We start from the raw sequence: 18,675 nt of genomic DNA, 5'->3' as shown, positions 1-18,675 counted from the left end.
CCAAATCCACAGGCCTGACATCCAGGGCCAGAGAAAGAAGCCAAAACGGAGACCGGATATGACCTCCGAACCGGAAAAGAAAAAACCAATCTGGCGCCGGTATTTCCTGTGGGGAATGCCCGTGGCCGGGATCGCTGCGGCCTTTGCCGCCGGCATCATCTTCTGGGGCGGGTTCAACACCGCCATGGAAGCCACCAACACCAAGGAATTCTGCGTCTCGTGCCACGAGATGCGTGATTTCGTCTATGAAGAATACACCGGCACGATCCACGACGTGAACCGTTCGGGCGTGGGCGCGGTCTGTTCGGACTGCCACGTGCCCAAGGACTGGACCCACAAGATCATCCGCAAGATCAAGGCGTCCAAAGAGCTGTATGGCAAGATGGTCGGCACCATCAACACACGCGAAAAATTCGAAGCCAAGCGCGTGCATCTGGCCATGAACGAATGGGAGCGGATGAAGGCCACCGACTCCCGCGAGTGCCGCAACTGCCATGACTTCGAGTCGATGATGCCCGAGTTCCAGAAACCCCGCGCCCGTCAGCAGCACCTGAACGCGATGACCGTTGGTCAGACCTGTATTGACTGCCACAAGGGGATCGCACACTCGGATGCCCGCGACCGGGCCGATGAAGAATATCTGGAAAAACTTGAAGCGCCGAATCCCGATTTCATTCGCGAAATCCCTACCGAATATCTGGCCAGTCTGGAGCGGATCGAAGCTAAGGAAGCCGCCGATGCTGAGGCTGAGAAAGCCGCGCGTGTTGCCCAGCAAGAGGCCGTACAGGCCCAGATCGCAGCGGCAGTTGACGCAGCTGTCGCGGAAGAGCGTGCCAAAGCCTCTGGCGAAGAAGCTGCAGCCGCTGCAGGTGGCGGAAGCGATGTTGGCACAAATATCGATTGGGCCGCTGTCCCAGGTGCAGATATGAAACTGTTCTACCCCGGTCAGGCCTCGTTCGAGTGGGTTCAGAACGGCAGATCCCACGGTGGTGCGCGTCCGTTGACCAAGGGCGGAGACCAATGCACGACCTGTCACGCTGCCGAACTGGATGCGATCGGCAACAAAATCGTGGCTGGCGGTGATCTGGAACCCACCCCAATCCCGGGCAAACGCGGTGTGATCGATGCATCCGTGCAGGCCGCTCATGATGATGAGAACCTGTACATCCGCCTGCAATGGCCGGATGCGGGCCACAACCCCGCCCCCTTCGTCGATGGCGGCAAGATGGACCCCGACAACCAGATCAAGGTGGCCATGATGATCACTGGCACAGGGATCGAATTGGGTGATCAAGTGGGTTGCTGGGCCTCGTGCCACGCGGACAACTCCTATATGCCCTTTGATCCGGGTGCCGATGCGATTGCCGCGAATGGCGATGTCTCTGGCCGTCTGAGCACGCAAGATACGGTGACCAAATACATCAGCGAAAGCCGGACCGAAGTCGAAATCAAAGGCCGTCGCGGCAAGGCGCTGGGTGGCTGGGACAAGCTGCACGCCGCCGATCAGATCGAGCAGTATCTGGCTGACGGCACCTATCTGGATCTGATGCGTGTCTATGCGGACGGCAGCGCCACCAACGGCTATCTGCTGGAACAGCGCGTGGTCAATGACGGTGAAATCGCTGCCTCGGCCAGCCTGGATGCGGGCATGTGGACCGTGGTCTTCACCCGCCCGCTGAACTCGGGCGCAGCCGGCGATGTGCCGCTTGAGGTAGGTCAGACCTATACCGTCGGCTTTGCCATCCACGATGACTTTGCCGCCGCACGGTTCCACCATGTGACGCTGGATACCAGCCTGGCGCTGGACGACGACAGTGCCTTCATCAACGTGGTCAAACAATAAGGGACAGGGGCCGGGCGATCCGGCCCCTTCCGCTTAGAAGAGGAGACTTGGACGATGAAATCCCAACACCTTCTTCCCGCGCTGCTGCTTCTGGCCACACCCGCCTGGGCGGACGAAACCGCCGAGCTGTGTGCGGAAGCAGAAGAGCGCTATGTCGAGCTGTTTGGTGAGCCCTCATCCGCCGTTGAGGATGCCGAGGTTGTTCTGATGTACAAATACACGTTCTGCCCGGTCGAATTGACCGTGAAACCGGGCACAACAGTGCGCTGGGTGAACGTGGACAAACGCACCAGTCACTCGGTCCTGCTGAAAGACGGCAGCGAACCCGAAAGCGACCGGCTGTTTCCTGAGGAGTCGGTTGACCTGACCTTCCTCGCCCCCGGCCCGCAGGAATACCTGTGCGGGCCACATTGGGAGACACAGAACATGATCGGCATGATCACCGTCGAACCCTGAGCCGAGGCAATCATACAGGCAAGCAAAAAGGAGCGCGGGGCAATTCCCGCGCTCCTTAACTTTAGTCAAGGAGGTTCCTTTTCGATTGCGGCAGTCTGGCCCCATGACACGCCCGGCTCACCCAGCAACGTCACCTGATCGCGCAGGAACTCCGGGTTCCGAAGACATTCAGACCAAGCGAGTTTGCACATGAGCGGTAAGGTTTTTCTGATTGGCGCAGGCCCCGGCGACCCTGAACTGATGACCCTGCGCGCACTGCGGATGCTGCAAGAGGCAGATGTGGTGGTTTATGACCGCCTGGTCTCGGCCGATATTCTCAATCTGCACGCTGATGGCGCACGGCTGATCCCGGTTGGGAAGGCCCCCAAGTGTCATACCGTGCCGCAGGATCGCATCAACGAAATCCTTGTCGAAGAAGCCCGCGCCGGTCACACCGTAGCGCGCCTGAAGGGCGGCGACCCGATGATCTTCGGACGCGGCTCGGAAGAGGCGGCGCATCTGATGGCAAACGGCATCCCGGTCGAATACGCGCCGGGCATCACTGCCGCACAGGGCGCGTCCTGTTCCACCGGCGTGCCGCTGACCCATCGTGGGCTGGCAACCTCGGTACAATATGTCACCGGGCATCGGCAGGCCGACAAGGTGCTGGACCTGGATTGGAAACGTCTGGCCGATCCAGACTCGACGCTGGTCGTCTATATGGGCGTCGCCAATATCGGCCAGATTGCCATGGGGCTAATGACCGAAAACCTGCCCGGCTCGACCCCCGTTCTGGCGGTTGGCAAAGCGACCACGTCGGACGAGCGCCGCATGGTATCCCGACTGGATCGGCTGGCGGCGGATGTCCGCGAGGCAGAGCTGAGCGCGCCAACGCTGTTTATCATCGGCAAGGTTGTATCGCTTTACGCCGAACGGCCCCTGGCTGAATTGCTGGAGCAGGCGCATGGCTAAGCTGGGTTCCAGAAGGCCTACGCGGCGACCGTCTGCGGGAGGGCGCAAGGGTTGGACTGCGCGTGCTGTACTATCCACGGCTGTCCTTGTGGCCACCACGGCTTTCGCCGCCGACACGCTCGATCCAAGCGCGCTGAAGCGTCTTGTCCATCAGGACTGCGGCTCATGCCATGGCCTGTCATTGAAAGGCGGCCTTGGCCCCGATCTGCGGTCCGAAACGCTGGACCACTACGACGCAGAGGTTCTGACCGGCGTGATCCTCGACGGCATCCCCGACACCGCGATGCCCCCCTGGCGGCCTCTGATCAGTGAAGAAGAGGCCGAATGGATCGCACGTTACCTGCTGGCACAGGAGGCACAATGAAACAGCTCGTCCTTACCCTTGCCGCCACCCTGTTGATGACCACCGCGCAGGCTGAGCCCACCGCGACCGGAGACCTCGGTCTCGTGATCGAACGAGCCAAAGGCTCGGTCCTGCTGGTGGATCAATCCGAGCGTGCCGCGCTGGCCCGGATCGAAGGGCTCGGCGATCTCTCCCATGCCTCATTGGTCTATTCCCCCGATGAACGCTTTGCCTATGTCTTCGGGCGCGATGGAGGGCTGACCAAGGTCGATATCGTCACACGCCAGATCGTGAACCGCGTCGTGCAGGCGGGCAACGCCATCGGTGGCGCAATCTCGGATGATGGCAAACTGGTCGCGGTGTCGAACTATGAACCCGGCGGGGTGCGGGTCTTTAATGCGGACACGCTTGAGATGGTGGCCGACATTCCCACCGACAGCAAAACCATCGGTCTGGTCGATGCGCCGGGTCGTCGGTTTGTCTTTACCATGTGGGACACGGGCGAGACCTGGATTGCCGATTTCACCAAAGGCGATCCCGCGATCACCAAGATCCCCGACATGGGCAAAAACCCCTATGACGCGCTGATTACTGCCAATGGCCGCACCTATATCACCGGTCTGTTTGGTGAAGACGGCCTGACCGCGCTGGACCTGTGGGCTGAGACGCCCGAACCCATCCGCGTGCTGCCTGATTACGGGCGCGGGCAAGAGGAAATGCCGGTCTACAAAATGCCTCACCTCGAAGGCTGGGCGTTGACGGGTCGTGAGTTCGTTCTGCCCGCCGTCGGCCATCACGAGGTTCTGTGGATCGACGCCGACACCCTGATTGAGACCGGGCGCACCCAAACCCATGGCCAACCGGTCTTTGCCATGGCCCGGCCAGACGGGCGGCAGGTCTGGGTGAACTTTGCCCATCCGCTGAACGATACGATTCAGGTCATCGACAGCGTCAGTAAGGAAATCATCCACGAATTCAAACCCGGTCCCGCGGTTCTGCATATGGAATTCACCCCGCGCGGGCATGAGGTCTGGATCAGCGTGCGCGACGCGAACAAGGTCATGGTCTACGACACGCAAACGTTTGAAAAGCTGCGTGAGATTGAGGCCGACAGCCCATCCGGCATCTTCTTCACCGCCCGTGCGCACAGAACGGGGCTTTGACATGCAGCACATCACCGATCCCATCGACCGCCGTCTGCTGGACGAGTTTCAGCGCGATTTTCCCATAACCGAGCGCCCGTTTCAGGTTCTGGCGGACGCGCTGGGTCTGGACGAGGCCGAAGTGCTCGACCGTCTGGCCCGGATGCGCAAGACCGGGCGTATCACGCGGGTTGGCGCAACGATTGCACCCGGCGCGGTTTCGGCCAGCACTCTGGCCGCCGTCGCCGCCCCCGAGGCGCGATTGGAAGAGGTTGCGGCCCTGATCGATTCAGAGCCCGGCGTGAACCACAATTACCAGCGCGAGGATGACTGGAACCTTTGGTTTGTGGCCACCGGTCCAGACCGGGCGCATGTGAACGACACCCTCGCAAGGATCTCGCAGCGCTCGGGACTGCGAGTTCTGGATTTGCGGCTGGTTCGACCGTTCAACATTGATCTGGGCTTTCGTATGTCAGGCGAGACCCGCAATACTCTTGGCCCTCGGAAAGTTGATCGTTCGGCCATGCGTGAAGGCGACCGGCCGCTGTTACAAGCCTTAAGTTCCGGGCTGTCGCTGGTTGCTGAGCCTTATGCTGCTCTGGCCCGGACCCTGAACCGCAGCCCAGATGACGTAATGGAACGCATCGCTGCTTTGCACCAAGCCGGGATCATCTCGCGCCTCGGCGTCATTGTGCGCCACCGCGCCCTGGGTTGGTCCGCCAATGCGATGGTGGTCTGGGACATGCCGCCAGAGCAGGTCGACACTGCCGGGCCAGCGCTGGCGGCCCATCCAGGCGTGACGCTTTGCTATGAGCGCAATCCGGTCGAGGATGTCTGGCCCTATCGCCTCTATTCGATGATCCACGCACGCTCGCGCCCCGAGGCGATGGAGGTCCTGGCCGGGGCCGCCGCCCTGCCTGAACTTTTTGGTGCGCAGCGCAAAGTATTGTTCTCGACCCGCTGCTTCAAACAGACCGGTGCATTGATCCAACCGAAGGAGGCCGCCGCATGACGCTGGACGACACCGACCGCGCGATCCTGAACCGGATGCAGGATGATCTGCCTTTGAACTCGCACCCCTACGCGGCGATTGCCGAGGACTTGGGGATCACGGAATCCGACCTGTTGAGCCGTCTGGCACGGATGAAGGACGCACGCGTCATCACCCGCTTTGGCCCCTTCTTCGACGCAGCTGCAATGGGGGGTGCCTTCTGCCTGTGTGCCATGGCCGTGCCGCCCGAGGATTTTGAAACCGTCCTGACCAAAGTCAATGCGCATCCAGAGGTCGCGCATAATTATGAACGCACGCATCGACTGAACATGTGGTTCGTTCTGGCAACCGAAACGCCCGAGGGCATCGCAACCACAGCCGAGGCGATCGAACGGGAAACCGGGATCGCGGTCCTGCAGTTTCCCAAACTTCAGGAATTCTTCATCGGCTTCCGGGTAGCGGCATGATCGACGCAAAGGACAGAGAGATTATCGAGGCGTTGCAAGGCGGCCTGCCGCTAGTGCCCGCCCCTTATGCGCAGGTTGCTAACGAACTGGGCCTGGATGAAGAGACCCTGCTGTTCCGTCTGGCCGACATGAAATCGCGTGGTGTCATCCGGCGCATTGCTGCGGCCCCCAACCACTACAAACTGGGGATGACCTCGAACGGCATGACCGTCTGGGATGTCGCCGACAACCGCGTGGCCGAGCTGGGGGCTCGGATAGGTGCTCTGCCCTTCGTCACCCACTGCTACGAGCGTCCGCGCGCCCTGCCCGACTGGCCTTACAACCTGTTCGCCATGGTTCATGGTGCAGATCGCGAGGAGGTCGAGGAGAAACGCGCCGAGATCGCGGCCATTCTGGGTGAGGCCTGCGGGGCCAAAGACATCCTCTATTCAACACGCATCCTGAAAAAGACCGGGCTGCGCCTGAAAAAGAAAGGCTGAGATATGTTCCGCCTGACTGAATACATGCACCAACTGGTCAAACCGACCCCGATGCGCAAGCGTCGACCCGGACCGGTGAAACCTGTGGTGATCTGGAACCTGACGCGACGCTGCAATCTGAAATGCCGCCATTGTTATACCGTATCGGCGGATGTCGCGTTCCCCGGTGAGCTCAGCCACGAGCAAGCCATGGTAACCCTCGAGGATCTGGGCCAATTTCGCGTCCCGGCCCTGATCCTCTCGGGTGGGGAACCATTGGACCGGTTCGATTTCTTCGACATCGCCAAACGTGCGCGCGATCTGGTGCCGATGCTGGCACTGTCGACCAACGGCACGCGGATTTACGACGAAACCGCCGATATGATTGCAGACGTGGGCTTCAACTATGTCGGCATCTCGCTGGACGGAATCGGGGCCACGAATGACTGGTTCCGAGGTGTCGAAGGCGCCTTTGCCGACGCCCTGCGCGGTGTGCGCGAATGCAAGAAACGCGGCATCAAGGTCGGCTTGCGGTTCTGCCTGACCGAAGGCACGCAACATCACCTGCCTGATCTGTTACAGCTATGTGATGATGAGGGGGTCGACAAGTTCTACCTGTCTCACCTTGTTTACGCCGGGCGCGGCGATAAAAACCGGGGCGAGGATGCCGAGCATCTGCGCACCCGTAACGGTCTGGATCTGTTGCTGGAACGCGCTTGGGAGGCTGCGTCTGGCGGTCGCCCTCTGGACATCGTGACCGGCAACAACGACGCTGATGCGGGGTACTTCCTGAACTGGGTCCGGGCACATTTCGACGATGCCAAAGCCGCGCACGTGCGGGAGCATCTGGCTGCCTGGGGTGGCAACTCCAGCGGGTTGGGTGTGGCCAATATCGACAATCTGGGGCGGGTGCATCCCGACACCTATTGGTCCGACTACACGGTCGGCAACGTGAAGACCAAATCGTTCTCGGACCTCTGGACCGGCGACGACCCAATGCTCGCCATGCTGCGCACTCGTCCACGCCCGTTGAAAGGGCGTTGCGGTGCCTGTCAGTTAAAGGATGTCTGCGGTGGCAACACCCGCATTCGTGCTCTGCAGCTTACCGGAGATCCGTGGGCCGAAGACCCGGCCTGCTACCTGTCAAACCAAGAAATCGGCGTGCAGGACGCAGGTGAGCGTCTGCAGGTCACACCGTTCCGAGGGAAAAGCCATGATCCGGCGCATCAGTTCTTTTGACACCCTGAGAATCGGAACCCTCTGTTCGCTGCTACTGGCCAGCGCCGCTTGGGCGGACGCCCCTTCGGATTATGCCGAGCACTGCGCCTCATGTCATGGCGAGAACCGTCTGGGCGGGGTTGGTCCGGCCCTGATCCCCGAGACCCTGAAACGGATGCGTGGGCCACGCGTTGCGGCGGTGATTGCCGAGGGGCGCACGGCCACACAGATGCCCGCTTTTTCGCATGAGCTCGATGCGTTGCAGATCGAGGAACTGGCAGGTTGGCTGAAATCTCCGCTGGAGACCAACCCCAAATGGGGCGAGGCCGATATCATGGCCAGCCGTACTCTGGACGAGGATTACGCGCCTGTGGACGCGCCTGTCTGGGACAGCGACCCGATGAACATCACGCTGGTGGTGGAAACCGGAGATCATCATGTGAGCGTTCTGGATGGCGATACGTTCGAGGTTCTGGACCGGTTCGAGACGCCCTTTGCCGTGCATGGCGGGCCGAAATTCAGCCCCGATGGGCGCTATGTCTTCATCATGTCGCGTGATGGTTGGGTGCAGAAATACGATATCTGGGCGCTGAAACAGGTGGGTCGCGTGCGTGCGGGGCTGAACAGCCGTAACATCGCCATGTCAGGGGATGGCAAATGGGTGGCGGTGGCGAACTACCTGCCGAACTCTTTAACGTTGCTTTCGACCGAGGACCTGTCGGTGGCGAAAGTCATTGAAGTCAAAAGTAAAAAAGGCGTTCCCAGCCGCGTCTCAGCCGTATATCAGGCGCCGCCGCGCGAAAGCTTCGTGCTGGCGCTGAAAGACGTTCCCGAGATTTGGGAGGTCTTCTACGGGGCCAACCCGCCGCAATTCGGGCTGGGGCATGATTTCCGCATTGAGGGCCAGTTCAAGAACCCTGATCCTTTCCCGGTGCGCAAGATCACAACACCCGACTATCTGGACGATTTCTTTTTCGACCAGAGCTATGAATACGTCATGGGAGCCTCGCGCGATGGCAAGGGCGGGCAGGTGATCGATCTGGTGATCGGGCATAAAGTGGCTGATCTAGACCTGCCGGGGATGCCTCACTTAGGTTCGGGTATCACGTGGAAACGCGGCGATACAACCGTGATGGCGACGCCGCATCTGACCGATGGTACCGTGTCGGTGATCGACATGGAAAGCTGGGAAACCGTCAAGCGGATCAAGACCGAAGGACCTGGCTTTTTCATGCGCAGCCATGAGAATTCACCTTACGTCTGGGCCGATGTGTTCTTTGGACCGAACAAGGATGCGATGCATGTGATTGACAAGCAAAGCCTTGAAATCGTGAAGACTTTGCGCCCTGCACCGGGCAAGACCGTGGCCCATGTGGAGTTCACCAAGGATGGCAGCCACGCGTTGGTTTCGATCTGGGAGGATGACGGCGCGGTGATCGTCTATGACGCGCAAACGCTGGAAGAGGTCCGCCGCCTGCCGATGCGCAAACCGTCTGGAAAGTACAATGTCTGGAACAAAATCACCTTCTCGGAAGGCACCAGCCACTGAGGGCAAATGGCCGGTCTGGAAACTGGCCATCCTGCTTTATCCGGCCACGGCTTTGACCGTGGCCATCAACCTGTTTCTGGCCGGATTGATCCTGCACAGCGCAGGATTCAGCGCCATTGCACCGGTGCCTGCGATCCTTTGGTCGATCCCTCTGGGCATACCGGCGGCGTGGCTGGCCGGACGTTGGGTGCGCGGTCTGATGGATGAGGCAGACAGTTGATTTTTATAGTGAAAATCAGAAATTCACTACACCTAACCTAAGTCAAGTATCGCCCAAACCGAATCCCCTAGAAATCAGGCTCAGCTTCCCGAGTCGGAGTCTCCATGCCTGCCCTGACCCCATTGCACAATCTCCCTGCCCGCGCGGTTCGCGCGGCGGTTGGGTTGGCGGGCATATTCCTTCTGTTGTTGCAGACCTTTGCGCCGGCGCTGGCGAGTCCCGGTGAAAGTGTCTGGGTGGAGATCTGCTCGGAAGGCGGCGCGGTCTGGGTCGAGGTTGATCTTGAGGAGGACACCGAAGACCCGACCGCGTACTGCCCGAAATGCGCCGATTGCGCGCTGTGCGCCGTCACCGGCTCTGCACCTGTGCCTGAGCTGCCGGAGCTGCGGCAAACCGGTTTTGTTCGTGTTGTACGTTGCGAACAGGGCCCATCTTTCGAGTTGTACAACTCGAATTGGCTCTGGCCCGAAACCCGCGGACCCCCGCGCCCGGCCCAAGAAATAACCGAACGCGCCCCGCGCGCGTCCATGGCGTTTACCCTAAGTATCGGAGGTGCGCCGTGGTCGTAAGTCGCGCATTCCACTTTATGCTGGCCCTTGCTCTGTCCTGCCTGATGGCGATCAGTGCCCATGCCGACAGCCTTGCCAGCTTCCTGCCTGAAATTGAGCCCGCCGATCTGGCCCCCGGTGCCGATGCCTTTGGCCCGGTGCGCGAGGACGTGCCCGTTGCGCCCGTCCTGAAGGGGGGCGAAACCGTCGCCTGGGCATTCCTGACCTCCGACTTTGTCGGCACGACCGGTTATTCCGGCAAGCCGATCCATGTGGTCGCCGCGATTGATGGTGATGCGGTGCTGACCGGTGTGCAGCTGGTCAAACACTCGGAACCCATCGTGCTGATCGGCATCCCCAATTCGCGCATGGTCGAGTTGACCGAAGGCTACACAGGTCTGGACCTGAAAGTTGAGGCCGAGACCGGGGGTGAGGGGCATGACCTCGACATCATCTCAGGGGCCACTGTCACGATCATGGTGATTGACGACAGCCTTGTGCGCGGCGGCATCAAAGTGGCGCGGGCATTGGGGCTGGGGGGGTTGTCTCCGCTGCAGGCCGGTGGACCAAAGCGCGAAGTCGATATGGCGCAGGATGCGGTCTATGACTGGACCACCTTGTCGGGCGACGGATCAATTCGGCGGCTGACGCTGGACGTCGGACAGGTCAACGCCGCGTTTGAGGCCACCGGCGATCAGCGCGCGATCAAGCGGCCAGAGCCGGGTGAGCCCGATGACACCTTCATTGACATGCACATGGCGCTGGTCTCGGTGCCGTCCATCGGCAAGTCACTGCTGGGTGAGGCCGAATACCAGAATCTGGTCAACTGGCTGGATGAGGGCGAACAGGCCATTCTGGTGCTGGGTCGTGGCGCTTACAGCTTCAAGGGCTCGGGCTATGTTCGCGGCGGCATCTTTGACCGGATACAGCTGATCCAGGGCGACAGTTCGGTGCGGTTCTTCGACAAACAACAGCGCCGTCTGGGCACGGTTGCCGCGTCAGATGCGCCAAGCTTCACCGAGCTGGATATCTTCAAAATCCCCGCCGATGCCGAATTCGACCCGGCCGAACCCTTCCGCCTGCAGCTGCTGGTGCAGCGTGCGGTGGGCGCGGTTGAGAAGACCTTCCTGACCTTCGATCTGGGCTACAAACTGCCCGAGCGCTATTTGCTGCCGATTGCCGCCCCTGTGGTGGTCGATGATGCAACTGGCGAGGCCGCTGCAAAGGCCGCGCTGTGGCAGCGAATCTGGAAAGACCGTGTGGTCGAGATCGCGGTTCTGGGTGCCATGCTGCTGGTGCTGACAGCCACCTTCTTCTTCCAGTTCCACGCCACGATGAACGCGCGCGTCTTCTACTGGTTCCGCATCGGGTTCCTGACCATGACGCTGTTCTTCATTGGCTGGTACGCCAATGCACAGCTGAGCGTGGTGAACCTGATGGCCTTGGCCGGCAGCCTGCGCACAGGTTTTTCATGGGATGCGTTCCTGCTGGATCCGCTGGTCTTTATCCAATGGTTCGCCGTCGCCGCCGCGCTGCTGTTCTGGGGCCGGGGTGCCTATTGCGGCTGGCTGTGCCCGTTTGGCGCGCTGCAGGAGCTGACCAACAAGATCGCGCGGGCGTTCAAGGTGCCGCAATGGACTCTGCCCTGGGGTCTGAACGAGCGCCTGTGGCCTGCGAAATACATGATCTTCCTCGTGCTGTTCGGGATCAGCTTTGTCTCGATCCCGCTGGCCGAGAAATATGCCGAGGTCGAGCCGTTCAAGACCGCGATCATCCTGAAATTCATGCGCGACTGGCCCTTCGTGGTCTTTGCGCTGGCCCTGCTGGGGATCGGGCTGTTCGTCGAACGGTTCTATTGCCGCTACCTCTGCCCGCTGGGCGGGGCGCTGGCGATCCCGGCCCGAATTCGCATGTTCGACTGGCTGCGCCGCTACAAGGATTGCGGCACGCCCTGTCAGACCTGCGCCAATGAATGCCCCGTTCAGGCGATCCACCCCACCGGTGAGATCAATCCGAACGAGTGCGTCACCTGCCTGCATTGTCAGGTGCTCTACCAGTCCGAGGACAAATGTCCCGTCGTTATCCGCCAGCTGAAGCGGCGGGCCAAGACCGGGTCGGTCAATCCCAAGACCCCCCTCGGACAGCCACCGGCGAACCATCCGAACGCCAAACCGCAAACCGTTTCCTAAAAGGAGGAACGATCATGTCGGAACATGACAAGAAACTGAACGTCACACGCCGCGGCATGCTGGGTGCAACCGCAACCGGCGCCGTGCTGGCCGGGACCGGTCTGGGCTCGACCCTGATGACCGCGAAAGAAGCCAGCGCTGCGGCCAATGCCAACCTGCAGCCCGGTGAGCTGGACGAATACTACGGCTTCTGGTCCTCGGGTCAGACCGGCGAGCTGCGCATTCTGGGCTTCCCGTCCATGCGCGAGCTGATGCGGGTGCCGGTGTTCAACCGCTGCTCGGCCACCGGCTGGGGCCAGACCAACGAGTCGCTAAAGATCATGACCGACGGTCTGCTGCCGGAAACCAAGGAATTCCTCGCCAAGCGCGGCATGAAAACCTATGACAACGGCGACCTTCACCACCCGCATATGTCGTTCACTGACGGCACCTATGACGGCCGTTACCTGTTCATGAACGACAAGGCCAACACCCGCGTTGCTCGTGTGCGCTGCGATGTGATGAAATGCGACAAGATCACCGAGATCCCGAATGCCAAGGCGATCCACGGCCTGCGTCCGCAGAAATTCCCGCGCACTGGCTATGTCTTTGCCAACGGCGAAGATGAAACTCCGCTGGTCAATGACGGCTCCGTGCTGGACGATCCGTCGCAATACGTGAACATCTTCACCGCGCTGGACGGCGACACCATGGAAGTGGCATGGCAGGTGATCGTGTCGGGTAACCTCGACAACACCGACTGCGACTATCAGGGCAAATACGCCTATTCGACCTCGTACAACTCGGAAATGGGTATGAACCTGGCCGAGATGACCGAGAACGAGCTGGACCACGTTGTTGTCTTCAACCTCGCGGAAATCGAAAAGGGCATCGAGGCTGGCGACTATCAGGAACTGAAAGGCGTCAAAGTTCTGGACGGACGTAAGGGTCAGAACAAGAAATACACCCGCTACATCCCGATCCCGAACTCGCCGCACGGCATCAACACCGCGCCTGACGGCAAGCACGTCTGCATCAACGGTAAGCTGTCGCCCACCGTATCGATCATGGATGTGACCAAGCTGGACGCGCTGTTCGAAAGCGATGCCGATCCGCGATCCTGCATCGTGGGTGAGCCGCAGCTGGGTCTTGGCCCGCTTCACACCGCGTATGACGGTCAGGGCAACGCGTTCACCACGCTGTTCCTCGACAGTCAGATCGTGAAGTGGAACATGGACAAGGCGATCCGCGCCTATGCGGGTGAGGATGTCGATCCGATCATCTCGAAGGTCGATGTGCATTATCAGCCGGGCCACAACTCGACTTCGATGGGTGAGACCAAGGATGCCGATGGCAAGTGGCTGATTTCGATGAACAAGTTCTCGAAAGACCGGTTCCTGAATGTGGGTCCGCTGAAGCCTGAAAACGAACAGCTGATCGATATCTCGTCGGATGAGATGAAGGTGGTTCACGACGGGCCGACCTTTGCCGAGCCGCATGACTCGATCATCGTTCGCAGTGACATCGTCAACCCGGTCAACGTGTGGGACCGCAACGACGTCACTTGGGAAGACGCCCGCAAACAGGCCGAAGCCGATGGCATCGATCTGGAAGAAGGCGCAGAAGAGCCCATCCGGGATGGCAACAAGGTGCGGGTCTACATGACCTCGCAGGCGCCGACATTCAGCCTTGAGAAGTTCACCGTCAAACAGGGTGACGAGGTGACAATCTTCGTCACCAACCTGGATGACGTGGATGACGTGACCCACGGCTTCTGCCTGGGCAACTACGGCATCGCCTTCGAGATCGGACCGATGGCAACCGCGTCGATCACCTTCACTGCCGACCGTCCGGGCGTCCATTGGTTCTATTGCCAGTGGTTCTGCCACGCGCTGCACATGGAAATGCGCGGCCGGATGCTGGTCGAGCCGCAGGGAGCATAACCCATGCGTTGGTCCCTGCTCATACCGCTCCTGCTCGGCTCGCCCCTTTGGGCGGCGGACTGGGATGTGCCCAACCGGGCGGGGGCCATCAATGAAACATTGGCGCAGGCGGCGGATGGGGACACCCTCCGCCTGAGCCCCGGTGTTTATACCGAAACACTTGTGCTGGACCGGCCCGTCACTATCGACGGGCTGGGACAGGCCACGATTGACGGACAAGGGGCGGGCAGTGTCATCACCGTAACTGGGCCCGGCGTGACCGTGCGCGGTCTGACGGTGATCGGCTCGGGCTCAAGCCATGAGGGGATCGATAGTGGCATCCAACTGACCAAAACAGCCAAAGCGCCGGTGGTCGAGGATAACGTGCTGCTGGGCAACCTCTATGGCGTCGACATTCACGGGTCCAAGGACAGCATCGTGCGTGGCAACCGGATCGAAGGCCGTTTGGACCAGCGGATGAATGACCGTGGCAATGGTGTCTATGTCTGGAACGCGCCGGGTGCGCGGGTTGAAGACAACGATATCCGCTATGGCCGCGACGGGATCTTTGTGAACTCGTCGAAAAAGAACACCTTCACCGGCAACCTGTTCCGCGATTTGCGCTTTGCGGTGCATTATATGTACGCCGATGACTCGGTCGTCAGCGACAACGTCTCAATCGGCAACGATCTGGGTTATGCGGTGATGTTCACGACCAATGTGACCGTGGCCAACAATGTCTCGATTGGTGACCGCGCACATGGCGTAATGCTAAACTACGCCAACAAAAGCACTATCACCGGAAACGTGGTGAAAGGTGCCAAGGAAAAATGCACTTTCCTCTATAATTCGAATAAGAACGAATTCACCGACAACTGGTTCCAGGGATGCGGCATCGGCATCCACTTTACGGCCGGGTCCGAGCGTAACCGGATCGTCGGCAACTCTTTCATCGGTAACCGAACGCAGGTGAAATATGTCTCGACCAAATGGGTCGAGTGGTCCGAGGACGGGCGCGGCAACTATTGGTCCGATTTTGCCGCCTATGATGTGGATGGCAACGGCATTGCCGATGCCCCCTATCGCCCCAATGACAGTATGGACCATGTGCTGTGGACCCAACCCGCAGCCAAATTGTTGCTCGGCTCCCCTGCCGTGCAGCTGGTGCGCTGGTCGCAATCGGCCTTCCCGGCGCTGTTGCCGGGCGGTGTGATGGACAGCAACCCATTGATGCAAGCCCCTGAACCTCCAGCTATGAAAAAGGTGCCTCATGACGGATAAGGCCCTGTCAATCGACCATGTTCTCAAGGACCGAGGGAAAACCCGCGTTCTTGATGATATCAGCCTGTCTCTTGCCCCCGGTCAGCGCGTGGCGCTGCTGGGCCATAACGGTGCGGGCAAGTCGACCCTGATCAAATCCATCCTCGGCCTGACGCCGATCCATGGCGGAGCCATTCGGATCGGGAGCGCCACCCCCGGTAGTGCTCAGGCACGGCGCGAGACGGCCTATCTGCCCGAGGCGGTGTCGTTCCATCCCGCGCTGACAGGCCGTGAGCAGTTGACCCTGTTCGCGCAGCTTTCAGGCGCGAAAGCCGATGTGCCCGGTCTGCTGGATCGTGTCGGCCTGAGCGATGCTCTGGACCGTCGGATCAGCACCTATTCCAAAGGCATGCGGCAACGTCTGGGTCTGGCGCAGGTTCTGCTGGGTCAGCCGAAAGTGGCTTTGCTGGATGAGCCGACGAGCGGGCTGGACCCGATTTCACGGCAGGACCTTTATGCCATCATCGACGAACTGGCTGCCCAAGGCACCGCCGTTCTGATTGCCTCACATGCGCTGACCGAGGTCGAGGCCCGCACCGACCGTATCGCTATCATGCGCAAGGGTCAGATGGTGGCTGATGACACGCTGAACAATCTGTCGGCTCTAGCCGGTCTACCGATCCGCCTGAAGGTGCGTGCAAGTGCCAATGCCGATGCTTTGGCCGCTGAACTGGGCGGCAGCCGGATCAATGGGGCATCCGTTGAATTGCTCTGCACGCCCGAAGACAAGATGGAGGCGCTGCGCCGGATCGCCGGACTGGGCGATGCGGTAGCGGATGTGGAAATGACCCCGCCCAAGCTGGAAGACCTTTATCGCCATTACGCACAGGAGGATTTGCAATGACCCGCTTCCTCGCCATCACCCGCACTGAAATGCTGATCCTGCGCCGCAACCGCTGGCTGCTGGTCGCCACGCTGATCATGGTACTGTTCGCCTTGGCGCTGACCTTTGCGGGCAGCGCCCCCACCGGCACTTTGGGCGTCGATATGCTGACTGTCTCGGTCGCGTCGATGACCACGTTGTCGGTTTACCTCGCGCCGCTCTTGGCGCTGATGATTGCCTTTGACGCCATCGCAGGCGACGTGGATCGCGGCAGCCTGTCATTACTGCTGTCTTACCCGGCAGGGCGCGGAGAAATCCTGTTGGGCAAGTTTACCGCCCATCTGGCCGCGCTGGCCTTTGCCATGACCATCGGTTTCGGCACCGCGGGCGCGGTGGCCGCGTTCTTTGGCGGCGCGGGGCCGGAAAGTCTGATGGCGCTGGTGCGCCTGATCCTCACCTCGATCCTGTTGGGCGCCGTGTTTCTGGCGCTGGGATACCTGCTGTCCGCTTTGGCAAAGGGGGCCACGGCGGCGGCGGGGATGTCGGCCGGGCTCTGGCTGGTTTTTGTCGTCCTCTATGATCTGGGCCTGTTGGGGGCCGTCGTCATGGATAAGGGCGGCAGCTTCACCCAATCCGTCTTTCCATGGGTGATGGTGGCCAACCCGGCCGACGCGTTCCGTCTGTGGAACATCGCGGCGACTGAAGGCGTTGCCATGGCATCCGGCATGACCGGAGCGGCGCAGGCGCTGCCGGTCTGGGCTGCGCCTGCCTCGCTGCTGATCTGGCCGGTGCTGAGCTTCGCCCTCGCCCGCCTCGCTTTCCGGAGGGTCGAGCCATGAAACGCCTCGCCCTGATCGCACTGGTCACGTTGGCCGCCTGCAAGGAAGAGGTGGCCGAAGCCCCCGATCCGGTGGACCTGACCCCGGATGCGCTGAGCTTTTTCTGCCAGATGAACATCGCGGAACATGGCGGACCCAAGGGTCAGATCCATCTGGAAGGCTACCCTGCACCGCTGTTCTTTGCACAGGTGCGCGACATGGTGGCCTATCTGAAAAGCCCCGAGCGCGATGCCAAGATTACGGCGGTTTATGTCAGCGACATGAGCGTCGCGCCCAGTTGGCAGCAACCGGGGGTTTCCAACTGGATAGATGCAGATGGCGCCAGCTTTGTCGTCGGGGCCAATGTCGCTGGTGGCATGGGCGCGCGCGAAGTCGTGCCCTTTGGCGACCCCACCGCGGCAGAGGCGTTCATCGCCGAATATGGCGGCGCGGCTCTGCCTCTGTCCGACATACCCGATACCGAGGTTCTGGGCCCTGTTGATCTGGGCCTCGCGCTGGAGACACCCGCATGACCATTCTGACCCGCCGCCATTTCCTGACCATCTCGGCCGCCTGCGCCGCCATGCCCGCAGCCGCCGGGAGCTTTGCCCAATGGCGCGGCATCGCGCTGGGTGCACCGGCCAGCCTGCGGCTTGATGGCCTGACGGATACGCAAGCTGCACCGATCTTTGCCGCGGTTGAGGCTGAACTGAACCGGCTTGAGGATATCTTCAGCCTTTATCGCACGCAGTCACAGATCAGCCAATTGAACCGCACGGGTCATCTGAACGCCCCCGCGCCCGAGCTGCTGGAGGTGCTGAGCCTGTGTTCGACACTTCACGACGCCTCGGGCGGTGCGTTTGATCCGACGATTCAGCCTTTGTGGCTGGCGTTTGCCAGCGGTGCGGCACAGCCGATTGTAGAACACGCGCGGCAGGTGATTGGCTGGGACAAGGTTCATGTCGGCGCGGATGAGATCCGGCTACCACATCCCGGACGCTCGGCGATCACCTTGAACGGAATTGCGCAAGGGGCGATTACGGACCGGATTGCAGTGTTGTTGCAGTCATTCGACCTGCGCGATGTGCTGGTGGATATGGGCGAGGTTGCTGCCTTGGGTCGGCACAGGACAGGCGAGCCTTGGCGCGTCGGGCTGGCCGGGCCGAATGGAACGGTCGCCAAACGGATCACCCTGCAAGACCGAGCCGTTGCCACCTCGGCCCCGGACGGCACGCGGCTGAACGCTGAATTGGGCCATATCCTGAACCCATTGGGCGCGGGACCGACGCATCAGACGGTATCCGTCTCGGCCCCGAAGGCGGTCCTTGCGGACGGGCTGTCGACGGCGCTGTGCGTGATGCCTACAAGTGACATCCCGCAAGCTCTGACCCGTTTCCCGGACGCGCGGGTTGAGATGGTGATCTGAGCCGGGTCTTTG

19 protein-coding genes are annotated in these 18,675 nt (G+C 60.9%); all 19 read left to right on the top strand.

Annotated elements, in window-relative coordinates:
• Positions 1–58 precede the first annotated feature (58 nt).
• The gene (locus ACR0NF_RS10285; RefSeq protein ID WP_480778194.1) at positions 59–1,843 is read left to right on the top strand and encodes a NapC/NirT family cytochrome c; all 1,785 of its coding nucleotides are present in this window, start codon (positions 59–61) and stop codon (positions 1,841–1,843) included.
• A 54-nt stretch (positions 1,844–1,897) separates the two neighbouring features.
• Positions 1,898–2,299 (top strand): cupredoxin domain-containing protein, encoded by a 402-nt coding sequence (locus tag ACR0NF_RS10280; protein ID WP_480778193.1) that lies wholly within the window; start codon positions 1,898–1,900, stop codon positions 2,297–2,299.
• A gap of 189 nt (positions 2,300–2,488) precedes the next feature.
• Positions 2,489–3,250 carry a uroporphyrinogen-III C-methyltransferase gene (gene cobA, locus ACR0NF_RS10275; RefSeq protein ID WP_480778192.1) on the top strand — a complete coding sequence of 254 codons (762 nt, stop codon included), beginning with the start codon at positions 2,489–2,491 and terminating at the stop codon, positions 3,248–3,250.
• Entirely contained in the window at positions 3,243–3,614 is a 372-nt protein-coding gene (locus tag ACR0NF_RS10270) for a c-type cytochrome (RefSeq protein WP_480667780.1), read from the top strand. The genes cobA and ACR0NF_RS10270 overlap by 8 nt, the downstream gene beginning before the upstream one ends.
• On the top strand, positions 3,611–4,756 hold the full coding sequence (locus ACR0NF_RS10265) for a cytochrome D1 domain-containing protein (protein WP_480778191.1): 1,146 nt from the start codon (positions 3,611–3,613) through the stop codon (positions 4,754–4,756). The genes ACR0NF_RS10270 and ACR0NF_RS10265 overlap by 4 nt, the downstream gene beginning before the upstream one ends.
• Before the next feature lies 1 nt (position 4,757).
• On the top strand, positions 4,758–5,747 hold the full coding sequence (gene ahbB, locus ACR0NF_RS10260; RefSeq protein WP_480660760.1) for a siroheme decarboxylase subunit beta: 990 nt from the start codon (positions 4,758–4,760) through the stop codon (positions 5,745–5,747).
• Positions 5,744–6,193 (top strand): Lrp/AsnC family transcriptional regulator, encoded by a 450-nt coding sequence (locus tag ACR0NF_RS10255; protein ID WP_480660762.1) that lies wholly within the window; start codon positions 5,744–5,746, stop codon positions 6,191–6,193. The genes ahbB (ACR0NF_RS10260) and ACR0NF_RS10255 overlap by 4 nt, the downstream gene beginning before the upstream one ends.
• Positions 6,190–6,672, top strand: a complete 483-nt coding sequence (ahbB, locus tag ACR0NF_RS10250) for a siroheme decarboxylase subunit beta (protein ID WP_480471443.1) — start codon at positions 6,190–6,192, stop codon at positions 6,670–6,672. The genes ACR0NF_RS10255 and ahbB (ACR0NF_RS10250) overlap by 4 nt, the downstream gene beginning before the upstream one ends.
• Positions 6,673–6,675: 3 nt before the next feature.
• A complete protein-coding gene (gene nirJ, locus ACR0NF_RS10245; RefSeq protein ID WP_480667777.1) occupies positions 6,676–7,890 on the top strand; it encodes a heme d1 biosynthesis radical SAM protein NirJ in 1,215 nt (404 codons plus the stop codon).
• Positions 7,865–9,418 carry a cytochrome D1 domain-containing protein gene (locus ACR0NF_RS10240; protein ID WP_480667776.1) on the top strand — a complete coding sequence of 518 codons (1,554 nt, stop codon included), beginning with the start codon at positions 7,865–7,867 and terminating at the stop codon, positions 9,416–9,418. The genes nirJ and ACR0NF_RS10240 overlap by 26 nt, the downstream gene beginning before the upstream one ends.
• Entirely contained in the window at positions 9,375–9,638 is a 264-nt protein-coding gene (locus tag ACR0NF_RS10235) for a hypothetical protein (RefSeq protein WP_480471440.1), read from the top strand. Before ACR0NF_RS10240 ends, ACR0NF_RS10235 begins: the two co-directional genes overlap by 44 nt.
• 104 nt (positions 9,639–9,742) lie before the next feature.
• On the top strand, positions 9,743–10,207 hold the full coding sequence (locus ACR0NF_RS10230) for a DUF2946 family protein (protein ID WP_480471439.1): 465 nt from the start codon (positions 9,743–9,745) through the stop codon (positions 10,205–10,207).
• 44 nt (positions 10,208–10,251) lie between these two features.
• Positions 10,252–12,375 (top strand): 4Fe-4S binding protein, encoded by a 2,124-nt coding sequence (locus tag ACR0NF_RS10225; protein ID WP_480778217.1) that lies wholly within the window; start codon positions 10,252–10,254, stop codon positions 12,373–12,375.
• Positions 12,376–12,389: 14 nt separating this feature from the next.
• Positions 12,390–14,297, top strand: a complete 1,908-nt coding sequence (gene nosZ / locus ACR0NF_RS10220; protein ID WP_480667774.1) for a TAT-dependent nitrous-oxide reductase — start codon at positions 12,390–12,392, stop codon at positions 14,295–14,297.
• Positions 14,298–14,300: 3 nt separating this feature from the next.
• Positions 14,301–15,557, top strand: a complete 1,257-nt coding sequence (locus tag ACR0NF_RS10215; protein ID WP_480471437.1) for a nitrous oxide reductase family maturation protein NosD — start codon at positions 14,301–14,303, stop codon at positions 15,555–15,557.
• Positions 15,547–16,440 (top strand): ABC transporter ATP-binding protein, encoded by an 894-nt coding sequence (locus tag ACR0NF_RS10210; protein ID WP_480778190.1) that lies wholly within the window; start codon positions 15,547–15,549, stop codon positions 16,438–16,440. Before ACR0NF_RS10215 ends, ACR0NF_RS10210 begins: the two co-directional genes overlap by 11 nt.
• The gene (locus ACR0NF_RS10205; protein WP_480778189.1) at positions 16,437–17,258 is read left to right on the top strand and encodes an ABC transporter permease; all 822 of its coding nucleotides are present in this window, start codon (positions 16,437–16,439) and stop codon (positions 17,256–17,258) included. The genes ACR0NF_RS10210 and ACR0NF_RS10205 overlap by 4 nt, the downstream gene beginning before the upstream one ends.
• A complete protein-coding gene (locus tag ACR0NF_RS10200) occupies positions 17,255–17,770 on the top strand; it encodes a nitrous oxide reductase accessory protein NosL (RefSeq protein ID WP_480778188.1) in 516 nt (171 codons plus the stop codon). Before ACR0NF_RS10205 ends, ACR0NF_RS10200 begins: the two co-directional genes overlap by 4 nt.
• Positions 17,767–18,663: an FAD:protein FMN transferase gene (locus tag ACR0NF_RS10195; RefSeq protein WP_480778187.1), complete on the top strand. Its 897-nt coding sequence runs from the start codon at positions 17,767–17,769 to the stop codon at positions 18,661–18,663. Before ACR0NF_RS10200 ends, ACR0NF_RS10195 begins: the two co-directional genes overlap by 4 nt.
• Positions 18,664–18,675: the final 12 nt, after the last annotated feature.

The sequence above is a fragment of the Ruegeria sp. CF4 genome (genome assembly GCF_056537345.1).
Note: the sequence above shows the minus strand (reverse complement) of the source record. Positions and strands in the feature narration are given on the sequence as shown.

Bases quoted from the DNA above. Each gene is read 5' to 3' on its own strand.
- ahbB (WP_480471443.1), top strand. From the start codon at position 6,190: ATGATCGACGCAAAGGACAGAGAGATTATCGAGGCGTTGCAAGGCGGC.
- ACR0NF_RS10205 (WP_480778189.1), top strand. From the start codon at position 16,437: ATGACCCGCTTCCTCGCCATCACCCGCACTGAAATGCTGATCCTGCGC.
- ACR0NF_RS10280 (WP_480778193.1), top strand. From the start codon at position 1,898: ATGAAATCCCAACACCTTCTTCCCGCGCTGCTGCTTCTGGCCACACCC.
- ACR0NF_RS10215 (WP_480471437.1), top strand. From the start codon at position 14,301: ATGCGTTGGTCCCTGCTCATACCGCTCCTGCTCGGCTCGCCCCTTTGG.
- nosZ (WP_480667774.1), top strand. From the start codon at position 12,390: ATGTCGGAACATGACAAGAAACTGAACGTCACACGCCGCGGCATGCTG.
- ACR0NF_RS10265 (WP_480778191.1), top strand. From the start codon at position 3,611: ATGAAACAGCTCGTCCTTACCCTTGCCGCCACCCTGTTGATGACCACC.
- cobA (WP_480778192.1), top strand. From the start codon at position 2,489: ATGAGCGGTAAGGTTTTTCTGATTGGCGCAGGCCCCGGCGACCCTGAA.
- ACR0NF_RS10210 (WP_480778190.1), top strand. From the start codon at position 15,547: ATGACGGATAAGGCCCTGTCAATCGACCATGTTCTCAAGGACCGAGGG.
- nirJ (WP_480667777.1), top strand. From the start codon at position 6,676: ATGTTCCGCCTGACTGAATACATGCACCAACTGGTCAAACCGACCCCG.
- ACR0NF_RS10230 (WP_480471439.1), top strand. From the start codon at position 9,743: ATGCCTGCCCTGACCCCATTGCACAATCTCCCTGCCCGCGCGGTTCGC.
- ACR0NF_RS10255 (WP_480660762.1), top strand. From the start codon at position 5,744: ATGACGCTGGACGACACCGACCGCGCGATCCTGAACCGGATGCAGGAT.
- ACR0NF_RS10225 (WP_480778217.1), top strand. From the start codon at position 10,252: ATGGCGATCAGTGCCCATGCCGACAGCCTTGCCAGCTTCCTGCCTGAA.
- ACR0NF_RS10200 (WP_480778188.1), top strand. From the start codon at position 17,255: ATGAAACGCCTCGCCCTGATCGCACTGGTCACGTTGGCCGCCTGCAAG.
- ACR0NF_RS10235 (WP_480471440.1), top strand. From the start codon at position 9,375: ATGTCTGGAACAAAATCACCTTCTCGGAAGGCACCAGCCACTGAGGGC.
- ACR0NF_RS10240 (WP_480667776.1), top strand. From the start codon at position 7,865: ATGATCCGGCGCATCAGTTCTTTTGACACCCTGAGAATCGGAACCCTC.
- ACR0NF_RS10270 (WP_480667780.1), top strand. From the start codon at position 3,243: ATGGCTAAGCTGGGTTCCAGAAGGCCTACGCGGCGACCGTCTGCGGGA.
- ACR0NF_RS10285 (WP_480778194.1), top strand. From the start codon at position 59: ATGACCTCCGAACCGGAAAAGAAAAAACCAATCTGGCGCCGGTATTTC.
- ahbB (WP_480660760.1), top strand. From the start codon at position 4,758: ATGCAGCACATCACCGATCCCATCGACCGCCGTCTGCTGGACGAGTTT.
- ACR0NF_RS10195 (WP_480778187.1), top strand. From the start codon at position 17,767: ATGACCATTCTGACCCGCCGCCATTTCCTGACCATCTCGGCCGCCTGC.